The organism is Pedobacter folensis, assembly GCF_056490665.1.
The window spans coordinates 291637-304365 of sequence record NZ_JBWJIF010000005.1; the positions used below are offsets into that span (position 1 = coordinate 291637).

12 protein-coding genes are annotated in these 12729 nt (G+C 38.2%); 3 read left to right on the plus strand and 9 right to left on the minus strand.

From position 1 onward, the window contains the following. Positions 1-3: 3 nt before the first annotated feature. From hemE to hemA, 8 genes are all read right to left on the minus strand, one after another. Positions 4-1029, minus strand: a complete 1026-nt coding sequence (gene hemE / locus AC04QZ_RS23855; RefSeq protein WP_478359742.1) for a uroporphyrinogen decarboxylase — start codon at positions 1027-1029, stop codon at positions 4-6. A gap of 225 nt (positions 1030-1254) precedes the next feature. Further along, positions 1255-1770 (minus strand): hypothetical protein, encoded by a 516-nt coding sequence (locus AC04QZ_RS23860; RefSeq protein WP_478359743.1) that lies wholly within the window; start codon positions 1768-1770, stop codon positions 1255-1257. Next, positions 1770-2474, minus strand: coding sequence for a response regulator transcription factor (locus AC04QZ_RS23865; protein WP_025146905.1), 705 nt, complete (start codon positions 2472-2474; stop codon positions 1770-1772). Before AC04QZ_RS23865 ends, AC04QZ_RS23860 begins: the two co-directional genes overlap by 1 nt. Before the next feature lie 8 nt (positions 2475-2482). Further along, a complete protein-coding gene (locus tag AC04QZ_RS23870) occupies positions 2483-3349 on the minus strand; it encodes a sensor histidine kinase (RefSeq protein WP_086547589.1) in 867 nt (288 codons plus the stop codon). Positions 3350-3439: 90 nt separating this feature from the next. Next, the gene (gene hemL, locus AC04QZ_RS23875) at positions 3440-4810 is read right to left on the minus strand and encodes a glutamate-1-semialdehyde 2,1-aminomutase (protein ID WP_478359744.1); all 1371 of its coding nucleotides are present in this window, start codon (positions 4808-4810) and stop codon (positions 3440-3442) included. A gap of 148 nt (positions 4811-4958) precedes the next feature. Continuing rightward, positions 4959-5927: a porphobilinogen synthase gene (gene hemB / locus AC04QZ_RS23880; protein ID WP_086547591.1), complete on the minus strand. Its 969-nt coding sequence runs from the start codon at positions 5925-5927 to the stop codon at positions 4959-4961. A 190-nt stretch (positions 5928-6117) separates the two neighbouring features. Further along, entirely contained in the window at positions 6118-7698 is a 1581-nt protein-coding gene (hemC, locus tag AC04QZ_RS23885) for a hydroxymethylbilane synthase (protein WP_478359745.1), read from the minus strand. 350 nt (positions 7699-8048) lie between these two features. Further along, positions 8049-9275 (minus strand): glutamyl-tRNA reductase, encoded by a 1227-nt coding sequence (gene hemA, locus AC04QZ_RS23890; protein WP_086547593.1) that lies wholly within the window; start codon positions 9273-9275, stop codon positions 8049-8051. 139 nt (positions 9276-9414) lie between these two features. On the opposite strand from hemA, the gene AC04QZ_RS23895 reads away from it, so the two are divergent. From AC04QZ_RS23895 to AC04QZ_RS23905, 3 genes are all read left to right on the plus strand, one after another. After that, positions 9415-9795, plus strand: a complete 381-nt coding sequence (locus tag AC04QZ_RS23895) for a DoxX family protein (protein WP_478359746.1) — start codon at positions 9415-9417, stop codon at positions 9793-9795. A gap of 246 nt (positions 9796-10041) precedes the next feature. Continuing rightward, positions 10042-10869, plus strand: coding sequence for an alpha/beta hydrolase family protein (locus AC04QZ_RS23900; RefSeq protein ID WP_478359747.1), 828 nt, complete (start codon positions 10042-10044; stop codon positions 10867-10869). Between the two features lie 27 nt (positions 10870-10896). After that, positions 10897-11430: a hypothetical protein gene (locus AC04QZ_RS23905; protein ID WP_478359748.1), complete on the plus strand. Its 534-nt coding sequence runs from the start codon at positions 10897-10899 to the stop codon at positions 11428-11430. Positions 11431-11441: 11 nt separating this feature from the next. On the opposite strand, the gene AC04QZ_RS23910 is transcribed toward AC04QZ_RS23905, so the two are convergent. Further along, positions 11442-12716 (minus strand): mechanosensitive ion channel family protein, encoded by a 1275-nt coding sequence (locus AC04QZ_RS23910; protein WP_478359749.1) that lies wholly within the window; start codon positions 12714-12716, stop codon positions 11442-11444. Positions 12717-12729 lie beyond the last annotated feature (13 nt).

Sequence of the window (12729 nt, forward strand, 5' to 3'; positions counted from 1 at the left end):
CGTTTAATACCTAAACTCCTTCACCACCTCAATTGCATACTTCACATTATCGAAAGGAATATCTGGCATAATACCGTGACCTAAATTGAAGATAAAACCTTCCGTACCGCGCATGCGTTCGAATAATTTATGAATCTGTGCTTTAATTACCGCTTTATCTGCGTATAAAATATGTGGGTCTAAATTTCCCTGAACGGCAATACCAGCTGGCAAAGCATTTTTAATGTTCAATAAATCAGCGTTCCAGTCAACTGAAATCACATCTGGTTTAGCTTCTGCCATAATCGGTGCAAAAACCGAACTTCCTTTACAGAAAGAAATCACCGGGATATCTTTTCTGTTCAAGTTAGCAATGATTTCCTGGATGTAGCGGTGAGAAAATTCCTGGTAATCATTCCATGATAAAGCAAGCGCCCAACTGTCGAAAATTTGAACAGCGTTAACACCAGCAGCAATCTGAAGATTCAGGTAATCAGCCGTTACTTTGGCAATTTTAGCTAAAAGTTTATGAGCCAGCTCTGGTTGATTGTGAATAAATAGTTTGGTTAATTTAAAATCTTTAGAAGAACCACCTTCAATTAAATAACTCATTACCGTAAATGGTGCACCTGCAAAACCGATTAATGGAATTCTGCTATCTAATCGTTGTTGAATTACTTTAATCGCATCAGCAACATATTGCAATTCATCTAAACAATCAACATTTAAGTTTTCGATGTCTTTAGCCGTACGTACAGGATTGGCAAACTTAGGTCCTACACCTTGGGTAAAACTCAAATCGCCACCCATGGCCTCACCCGTTACCAAAATGTCACAGAATAAAATCGCAGCATCAATATCCAACAAATCAACAGGTAACATGGTCACATCTGCTGCAATTTCAGGGGTTTTGCACATCTCTAAAAAAGAGTATTTGTTTTTAATTTCCCAATATTGTGGCATAAAACGACCTGCCTGACGCATCATCCATACTGGTGGGCGTTCGGTTTGTTTTGAAAATGCTGCGTCTAAAAATAAGTTATTCTTCATGATTTGTATTTGGTATCTCACTAATCGTCACCCTGAATTCAGTTCAGGGTCTTAATAATAAACAAATGCTGAACTAAATTTACTGCGTAGTTTTCGGCTTCGCGACAGGTCAGCATGACGAGTGGGCTAAAAATTTTAATTTTGCAAAGGTATAAATAAAAAAAAAACGAAGTACCTTTTTATCAAAAACTGGTGCTTCGTTTGTTCAAAATGACAATACTAATATTATAATTTGCTTATTTCTTTTTCAATTTTAACGATAATGTCTTTCGAGCGTTGCGTTTCGGCAAGTTCTTTGGCCAATTTGGTATACGCTTCTGCCCTTTCCTTATCTTTCTTCCGCAAAGCCAGGTTAGCTAAATGGATCAGTACATATGATTTTTCATTTTTACCGCCCACCGGAAAACGGCTGGCCAACTGAAAATGATACTCAGCTTTATCGTAATCTTCTTCCTTTAAAGCCATATTGCCCTGCATAAATTCGTAATAACCTCTTCGGCTTTTGGCCAGGCGTTCTGGCTTAACCACCTCAGCCAATAAAGCTTTGGTTTTGCCGAATTCGTTATTCTTAAAATGCTTCGATGCCATCAAAACCGAACTGTGCTTAAAATGGCTCCAAACAACAAAGGCAAATAACAGCCCTGAAACAGCAGCCAGCTGGTATTGATGATAAAAAACACAAACCAATCCAGCAAGCACAAAAACGGCCATTAAAGCATATCTGCCCTTATTATTGTACATTAATGACTATCAGTAAATTTATAGCCTACACCACGGATAGAGTGGAAATAAACAGGATTTTTTTGATCTGGTTCGAAATACTTACGGAACGTTAAAATAAAGTTATCAATCGTTCTGGTTGATGGATAAACATCATAATTCCAAACGGTTTCTAAAATCTGCTCTCTAGAAACCGCATCGTTTTTACGCTCGATTAATAGTTTCAGCAACATCGTTTCCTTTTTGGTTAAAGGTGTGATGGTACCATCATCATGTTTCAGTTCGAAAGAGTTAAAATAGATTGTTTTATCACCGATCTTGTAAGAATTTAATTCTTTTAAATCATCAGATTTTAAACTGCGTTTAACTAAGATACCTACACGAAGAATTAATTCCTCTAAGTTGAAAGGTTTAACCAAATAATCGTCAGCACCTTTTTTCAAACCTAAAACACGGTCTTCTGAAGTGTTTTTAGCTGTTAAAAACATAATTGGAACTTCTGCATTCTCTAAACGGATTGTTTCGCAAACCTGGAAACCATCCATTTCAGGCAACATTACATCTAAAATAATTAGATTGAAGCGTTCTTCTTTAAAAATTTTAAGAGCGGTTTTGCCATCTTTAACGGCGTGAACTTTATAACCCTCAAGTTCGAGGTTTAATTTGATAGCATCTAACAAGTGATCCTCGTCTTCTACCAATAGAATTCTTAATTTTTGTGACATAATTGAGATTAACTAAATGTTACTTCAAAAATACTTCCTTGAGGCAGATTGTCTTTTACTGTAATATCTGCATCATGGTATTGTAAAACCTCTTTCACAATAAACAAGCCTAAACCTGTTCCTTTCGCTTTTCTGACATTCTCGTTACCAACGCGGTAAAACTTATCAAATATCAACATTTTTTCGGCATCTGAAATACCCGGTCCCTGATCCATCACACTTAATTGAATATGCCCATCAACCTTGTTTAAATGCACATTTATCTCATCACATGGGTTAGAATACTTCACCGCATTCTCAATTAAATTGGTTACTACTGACGATAAGGCAAATTTGTCACCTACCACCTGCAAATTTGGCTGAATTTTGGCATTGATAATCTGTTCGCATCCACAAGAATGAACCTGTAGTCTATCTGTAATTTTATACACTAATTCGGAGAAGTTAAATTCCTCTTTAGGGAAAGTATAGGAACGGTTTTCAATCTTGGTGGCCAGCAACATATTTTCGACCAGATCATCCAAGCGTTCAATATCTTTTAACGAATTGTTCAGCAATGAAGTTTGGCGCGCTTTATCCAAATCCCGTTTAACAATGGTTTGGATAGAAAGTTTTATTGCCGCCAAAGGTGATTTCAACTCGTGTGTAATCGACATCAGGAAGTTCTGCTGCTGTTCCCTTAATTTATCTTCACGTTTTAACGATTGGTGAAGAAAATAACCGCCAATACAGAGCAAAAACAAAAATACCGAACCTTCGCCCATAATCATGGTCATGCGGCTTGGCTGCAAACGCACCACCAATGTTCCCCACGAAATGAGTTGAATCAGTGCATAAAGCAATAATGCGTAAAATATGATAATGGATTTCTTCATTCCCTTCGGTTGATTACACAGATTTTTGGATGACACAGATTATTTTCTCGTCCGTCATTGCGAGGAGGAATGACGATCTTTCAAACAAACTTATTTCTTAAATACCAGATCTAACGCTTCAAAAATAGCACGTTTCGCTTTCTCTAATTCGATCTTAGTATGTGCTGAAGATACGAAACCAACTTCATATCCCGATGGCCCTAAATAAATTCCTCTATTTAATAACTCCCGGTGCATAATTTTAAATTTCTCCATGCTGCCTGCATCAATATCATCAGCCGACTGGATTTTATCTTTATCCGTAAAAGCAAACCAGAAGATAGAACCAATGGTAAATACTTTAAATTTATAATTACGTGCGGTTGCAAAACGCTGAATACTGGCCACAAATTCTTGCGCTTTGGCATTCAAATCTTTGTAAAAGCTTGATTTGTTCAGTTCTGTTAAAGTGGCAATGCCCGCTGCCATGGCCACCGGATTTCCAGATAGTGTTCCGGCCTGATAAACCCCGCCATCAGGAGAGATATGTGCCATAATTTCAGCACGTGCACCATACATCCCAACAGGTAAGCCACCGCCTATAATTTTGCCATAAGTAACAATATCAGGTGTAACACCGTAATGGGCAGCTGCGCCTTCAAAACCTACCCTGAAACCGGTAATCACTTCATCAAAAATCAGAAGGGAACCGTTATCCGTACAGATTTTACGCAAGAAATGAATATATTCTTCATCCTGGATAATTAAACCATTATTTGCCGGAATACCTTCAATAATTACCGCAGCAATCTGATCTTTAAACTGGGCAAAAGCTTGCTCGATAGCCGTTTTATCGTTTAAAGGCACAACAATGGTTTCTTCGGCAAAAGATTTTGGCACACCTGCAGAAGAAGTTTCGCCAAAAGTAACCAAACCTGAACCTGCTTTAACCAAAAGCGAATCGCTATGACCGTGGTAACAACCTTCGAATTTTAAAATTTTATCACGACTGGTAAAACCTCTTGCCAAACGTATCGCCGACATTACCGCTTCGGTACCAGAACTCGTAAAACGGATTTTCTCAACAAAACGGTTGTTTTTGATAATCAGCTCAGCCAATTCATTTTCTAAAGCTGTTGGTGCCCCGAAGCTCATTCCGTTCTGCATTACCTCGGTAACTTTCTCGCGGATTTTAGGATTGTTATGTCCCAAAATTAATGGTCCCCAGCTGCCACAGAAATCGATAAACTGATTGCCATCAGCATCCCATATATAACAGCCGTCACCTTTTTCAATAAAAAGAGGTGTACCGTAAACCGATTTAAAAGCTCTTACCGGCGAGTTTACCCCACCAGGGAAATACGTTTTTGATTTCTCGTATAACTCGGCAGATTTTACCCTCGAAATATCAGGTTTACTTCCTGTATTTACCGGAATATCGGCTTCGTTGCCTGAAAACATTTTTTTTAATGAATCTAACATCTTTTGTTAAGGTATGAGGCAAAAGGTTTAAGGTTTAAGGCACAAAGCCTAAGCTTATAAAACACTAAATACCTATTTATTGTGTATGAAATGGAAATATCGGATTAGCAAGGAAAACCCTAAGCCTTAAACCCTCTACCTTCCACCTCTATAGCCAATTGTTATTTAAAATATCTTTAATGTGATATGTAGTAATAATACTTGCGCCAGCACGGGCAAAGGCATGCATGGTTTCCATCACTACTTTTTGTTCGTCTATCCAGCCACGTTCGGCAGCTGCTTTTACCATTGAGTATTCACCCGAAACGTTGTAAACTGCAATTGGTAAATTGGTATCTTGTTTTAACCGTTGGATAATATCCAAATAGGCTAAACCTGGTTTCACCATTAACACGTCAGCACCTTCTTGTTCATCTAAAGCAGCTTCGCGCAGCGCCTCCAACGGGTTTCTGAAATCCATTTGATAAGCCTTTCTGTCGCCTTTACTTGGCGCACAGTCTGCAGCCTCTCTAAAAGGACCATAATAGGCAGAAGCAAATTTTGTAGCGTGGCTCATAATGGCTGCATTTACAAAACCGTTTTCATCTAAAAGATTACGCATCGCTTCAATCCGGCCATCCATCATATCCGATGGAGCAAACATATCCGCACCAGCTTCGGCATGCGTTAAAGCCATTTTTGCAATTACTTCAACCGTTTTATCGTTTTGAACATAATCGTTTTCTAAAATACCACAATGACCGTGCGTGGTATAAGAACAAACGCAAACATCGGTAATGACATATAAATCATCTCCGAATTGTTTTTTGAGCTCACGAACCGCCGTTGGCACCAAAGAATGATCGTGATAAGCAGACTTCGCATCTTCCGATTTTTCATCACCAACACCAAAAAGCATAATTTTGTTAAGGCCTTTTTTCATTCCAGCCTCAACATCTTTTACCAGCGTATCAACCGAATAGTGGTTCACCCCTGGCATGGCATCGATAGCGTGGGTTACATTATTGCCTGGCACCACAAAATAAGGGTACACAAACATATCTTTCGATAACCGTGTTTCGGCTACCATCTCTCTCACTAAAGGATTTTTCCTTAATCTGCGCGGACGATTTAACATTTTTTCAAGTATTTAGTATCAAGAGCTGAAGTATCGACATTTTTGTATCGAGTATCAAGACTTGAATATCCTATATTTTTTTCTTTCGGATTGATTACACAGATTAGATAATTACACAGATTTTTGGATTTCATAAATGGTTTCCGCTGATTTGTGCCTTTTACCTTACACCCTAAACCTTCTACCTCAACTATCTCATCTCTATCCCAAAAACTGCTTCAGCCAATCCAATTTCATCAGGCGAATATGGCAATGCATACTTCACGCCCATTTCATCAAATTTCTTACCGGTAGAATTTCCGATGGCGATTACCTGCTGGCCGGGTTCTAATAAATTATCAGCGAAATAAGCATCAACATTTGATGGACTGGTAAAAATCAATACATCTGCATAACTTTGATCAATATCATCTTCTATTACCGTTTCGTAAATTGGCAGATCGATTATTTTAGCATCAGCCGGTAATGATTTTTGAATCGATTGTAAAGAATCCTGTGCTCTTGGAAACAATATTTGCTGACCGCCAACCAATTGCGCAAAATCTTCTGCAACTTCGGTAATATCGCCACTCTCGCCAACAAAATCGGCAAAATGACCAAACTTACGCAAAGCATCTTCCGAACCTCTTCCCACTACACCAAATTTCGTTTTCTTTGGCAATACTGGTTTTAAGTTGAAAAAATATTCTACACTATTGCGGCTACTGAAGAAAACCCAATCCACATGTCTTAAGATAAACTGATCTAAAACAGTTACGATCGGGAACGTACGGATTAACGAACGTCCTTCTATTTCAATATTATTATTTTCTAATGCCCTACGGAAATAACTGTGTTCGCCAATCTCGCGCGAGATGAAAACCTTTGCGGGTTTCTTTCTTTCTACATTAAATTTGGCTACAATTTTTTCTGCCAAACCTTCGGTACTTTCTGCACGTAAAAACAAACGCTCAGGAAAATGATCAGCAGTTTCGGCCTTTGAAGTCCAAATTTCGAATTTTCCGTTTTCCTTTTTACAATAACAACCTAAAGGCATGTGGCAACCACCTTCGAAAAGGTTTAAAACCTTACGTTCTACAGTTACAGTCTCTGCCGTTTCCGGATCATGCAGTTTTTGTAGTGCATCAAAAAGTTCGGTATCGTTTTCCCTGATCTGAATAGCCAAGGCTCCCTGTGCAGGTGCCGGTATAAACTCAGTGGTTTCCAATTCTTCCACATGTAAATCGCTCACATCAAGATTTAAGCGCTTCACACCAGCCTTAGCAATTAAGATGGCATCGTAATCTTCATCACGAAGTTTTTGGATACGGGTAGGCACATTTCCACGTAGATCTTCAACTTCTAAATCGGGGCGTAAGCCCAATAACTGCGCTTTACGGCGATTAGATGAAGTACCAACCATCGCTCCTTTTTTTAACGAAAGCTTCTGCGAAACATCTACACAATCTTTTAAAATCAAAAGATATTCACTTGCTTCTTCACGTGGTGGTAAGGCAGCAATAATCAATCCTTCGGGATGTGCAGTGGGTAAATCTTTAAGGCAATGTACAGCCAGGTCAATTGTTCCACCCAAAAGCTCTTCTTCCAGTTCTTTGGTAAAAAAGCCTTTGCCTTCCAGTTTATCTAATCTTAAATTCAGGATTTTATCGCCCTGCGTTTTAATGATTTTTATTTCTGCTTCTATTCCAATTGCAGCCAATTCATCTTTTATATGATTTGCTTGCCATAAAGCCAGGTCGCTACCGCGTGTTCCAATGGTTAATTTCTTCACTATAAAGGTTAAATGAGTTGCAAATTTAATTTAATTAGTGGTTTATACCATGAATTGTTTAAAAATGAGACAGTGAGGTTACAGAATAGGGAATTTAAAGGATTTCTGTGACATTACGCAATCGGTTTGTCATTCTGAGCGCAGCGAAGAATCGCTAAGCGACACACGTTCCCCATAAATAAAATTTAAATGTTATTTATGTTATATGGCAGTTGAACCATATCAAGAATGTAAGATGATTGCAAGAAAGATGCTGAAACAAGTTCAGCATGACGACAAGGGAATTGGTTTCAGGATTTAGCTAAAAGACACAAAAGATATTTGGACTTAGCGTTCTTTGCGGTAAAACCTTAAGATTGATTGACCAGAATTTCTTTGGCCATCACCATCGGAACGCTGATGTATTTTTTCTCCATGTAGTTCATCACACGTTCTAAAACTTCGCGCGAGGCCTCATCCATCTGACTAATTTCGTCGGCAAACACACCGTTTATGGCTGTATTCTTGATTTCTTTAATCTTTCTTGGCACTTCCTGCATCGCCAGTTCGATACGACGTTGTTTTAAAACAGAGAAAAATTCGGTAATGTTGTTGCTTATAATTTCTTCGGCATGCACCAGTTCGTTATAACGTTCCTGGATGTTTTTGCGAGCCACCTCTTTCAGCGATTCTACTTCAATATAATGTACCGGGTTGTTATGGATCACCGCAGGGGTAACATCATTTGGGATCGCCAAATCTACAATTACCTTTTTACCTTGATCGCCATTTAACAGTTTAGCGTATAACGCTTCGGTAATAATCGCCTCGGTAGAACCGGTACAGGTAATGATTACATCAAATCCTTCGTTAAAATCTTCAAGTGCGGCTAAAGGATAAGCCTTACCACCCAGCTCTCCTGCCAAAGCTTCGGCTTTAGAAAACGTACGGTTGAAAATCGAGAAATTAGAGTATTTATGTTTGTTAAGGTATTTTGCAATATTTTGGTTGGTTTCGCCAGCACCAATAATCAAGATACGTGAGTTGCCACACATATTTAACTCTTTTAACTTACGGTACGCCAATGAAACAACAGAAACCGGATTTTTTGAAATATTGGTGTGCGTATAAACTTCTTTTGCGGTTTTAACCACGCGGTCCATAATCATACGCATGTAATCGCCTGTAAATCCTGCATCACGACAGTTTTCGTAAGCTTTACGGATCTGAGCAAGAATTTCCTTTTCACCTACCACCAAACTCTCTAAAGAGCACGATGTTCTCAGTAAATGGTTAAAAGCCTCCTCATTTTCGTAAACAGAAACATTATCAAGAAAACGCTCCATAAATTCAGGAGGCAGTCCCATGTCTAAAACAGTCAGGAATCTGGTTACAAATTCCTTGTCGGTTTTCTCTTTGGTAAGGAAAACAAACTCTACACGGTTACATGTTCCAATATAAAAAATTTCGCTAACGGGAAGTTCTGCTTGAACATTCTTCAACCTGCTATCTAAACTCTGATCACAAATAACTAATTTCCCTAAAGATTTCAGGTCGATGTGGTGATGCGTAAAAGCTATTACTTTTAAATATTCCAAGTGCTTCCGTTATTAACTATTATCGGGATACAAAAGTAACATGGTGAAGGCATGTGACTGTCATTAACCTGTAATTTACATCAATTTAGAACGGTTTTAAATAAAGGACTTAAAGATTAATCAAAGCATATTGATTTACATGAACAAACCAATCCGCATCATTTTTCTTTGGATTTACGCCCTCTTCTACGTTCTGGCTGGATGTAACCACTTTTTATCCACTGCAGTATATTACGTAATTATGCCAAAATGGTTGCCTGCTCCTGGCTTTTTAATTTACTTTTCGGGGATATTGGAAATTGTTTTTGGGCTTTTATTGTTGATTAAGAAGACCAGAAAGCTAGCAGCACTGTTAATTATACTGATGTTGATTGCCTTTTTACCCGCGCATATCTACATGATCCGGATGGCGCCGTTCATATTGGGTAAAATACTGGTCACGCCGCTTATTGCATGGGTAAGATTGCCTTTGCAGTTCCTCTTTATCAGCTGGGCATGGTATTATTACGCTAAAGAATAATTTATAATGTATTCTTTTTTGAAGCGCAATGTCAGTGAGAATAGGAAAGGTTTTGTCCTGCTGTACATTCCAATCCTTTTGGATAAACCTGGCGAAACAACAATTTACCCTATCCAAAAGGGATTTCCATTTCCATCAGGGCTATTATTCTCACAGTTGTGGTCAATATGCTTCTGTTTTAAACACAAAAAATACACAACAAAATAAGATTTCGTAGGTTTATAATCTATACCAATTCCTTAAATTATGATTACACAAAGCAATTTTAGCCTGAGTGGTGCTGACGGAAAATTAATTATCGGCGATATTACTTTCGATGAGAAAAACCCTAATACCCCCATTGTACTTTTTGTACATGGCTTTAAAGGCTTTAAAGATTGGGGTGCACACAATTTAGTGGCCCGGTATTTTGCCAGCAACGGTTATCGCTATGTTAAGTTCAATTTATCGCATAGTGGAGTTCCGGTTGATGATCCGAAAGATGTAACTGATATGGATGCTTTTGCCAGCAATACCGTATCGAAAGAACTATTTGACCTCAATGCGGTGCTCGATTTTATCGAAAAAGCCTATGGTAGAGACACCAAGGTGAACCTGATAGGCCATAGTCGTGGTGGTGGATTATCAATCATCGAGGCTGCTAACGACTTAAGAATTAACAAACTGATTACCTGGAGCGCCATTGGCGATTTTAGCAGTCTGTGGAAAAAAGAACAGGAAGCTGAGTGGAAAAAGAATGGCAGAATATTCGTTACCAATGCCCGTACCAAAGAGCAGATGCCATTAAATGTTACCTTACTGGAAGATTTTAAAGAAAATGCAGCAGCACTGAATATTTTAGATGCAGCAAAACGTGTAAACATTCCCTGGTTAATTGTTCATGGCGATGATGATGTGAATGTGCCTTTTGAAACTGCACAAAATTTGGCAGAGGCCAACCCAAATAGCAGACTAGTTAAAATTGAAGGTGCCAATCACGTTTATGGTGCTACGCAGCCCTACACCAACGAAACTTTGCCATCGCTTTTATTTAAGGTTTGCGAAAAGGTAATCACTTTTATAAACGAAGAATAAATTAATTATCTTGGGCTATTATAAATCATGGCTCAAGATAAAATTAACCTCTCAGGCTTTAATCAAGCCATATTTAAGCAGATCTTAATTGGATTAACGTTATCTTTCTGTTTTATTATTTCTTTTGATAGTAATTTTTCACCTGTCAAATTAAAAGCCGAGCTTATTAATGATTCTGAAGGGCATCGCTCAAAAAACGGAAGAGCACATATTTTTACCGCACAAACCTCTAATAAAAAATACAAAATCCCAGCCCAGCTTTTTAATATCATAAACGAAAATGATTCGCTGTTAATCTATAGGTCAAAAATAACCGGCATTATCTTATATTATGGTTTGCGGAAACCTGATGTAATTATTGTTTGTAAAGCTCGGTTTTTTAAGGATGATTTTTTTGGACTAATCACCAGTACTTTGGGCATTTTACTTGCGATAATTCTTTATTTCAATAATAAATTAGCACAAAACGTTACACTTCAGGGAATTTTAGTCTTTTTGATTATCATTTCTTTGGTTTTCCTAAGAAACTACTTCGGTGGAAATTATTTATGGGAGTTCTAATTTTTTCAATGTTAATCATCCCCTCTTCTCACAAAATTACGCATATCACTTCCGCTTGGGCTTTGGAAGATTTCGAGATCAAAATAAGGCACCGCAGCCAGCAAGTGATCAAAGATATCCGCAGCAACTTCTTCAAAACGTTTTAAGCCTTTTTCTTTTGAGAATACATAAATCTCAATGGGAAGACCGTTTTCTGTAGCCTGTAACTGACGCACCATGAAGGTTAAATCGGTATTAATATGCGGATTGCTCTCCAGGTATTTTTCTGCATACACCCTGAAAGTCCCGATATTGGTCATGTGGCGACCGTTAACCAAATTGTTCGGGTTTACCGTATTTTCAGCATTGTATCGCTCTATAAATTGCTGTGTTTCTTTCAGGTAATCTTTCAGAAAATCGATGCTTTGCAGCCTCCCAATCAATTCTTCATCGCAGAATTTAATGCTCGAAATTTTAATATTGATGTGGCGTTTAATCCTCCTCCCCTCACTTTCTTCCATCGCACGCCAGTTTTTGAACGACTCACTTACAATGGCATAACTCGGTACAATGGTTACCGTTTTATCCCAGTTTCTTACTTTAATGGTAGTTAAATTAATTTCGGTTACCTCGCCATCGGCACCATATTTTTCTACGGTAATCCAGTCGCCTACCCTCACCAGATCGATAGCACTCATCTGTACTGAAGCCACAAAACCTAAAATCGGATCCCTGAAAATCAAAATAAAAACAGCTGTAACGGCTCCAAATCCGCCGAAAACATATAACGGCGATTCGCCCAGGATAATCGACAGGATGAGCACAAAACCAACAATGTAAAACACAATTTTGGCTACCTGTTTGTAACTCCGAACAGGTTTATCGGCATATTTCTTTGATGATTCCATGATGGAAACCAAAGCATTCAGAAATGCATTTACGGCAAACATCACCGCTAAAACCATGTAGATTTTAGCAAATATTAAAGCATAAAACAGCCAGTTTTTAAAATCGATAAAAAGATAGGGAACAACATTATAAATGATGTAGGCCCCAAATATTAAAGCAAAAGCCCTGAAAACCCTAAACTCAAACAAAGCTTTTTGCCAGTCTGACTTTGTTTTGGCACTTTTTACCACACCGATAAAAACCTGCCGGGTTAAAAATATGGTGATGAACAGAAATAAAACAACCCCAATAAGGCCTATAAAAAAATAAGAATAAATGAGTTCGCCACCGGCAAGGCCTTTGCCAGCGAGCCAGTTTCTAAGTTCGATAAAAAGGGATTGAAACTCCGGGATATTCATTAAGGCAATTTAG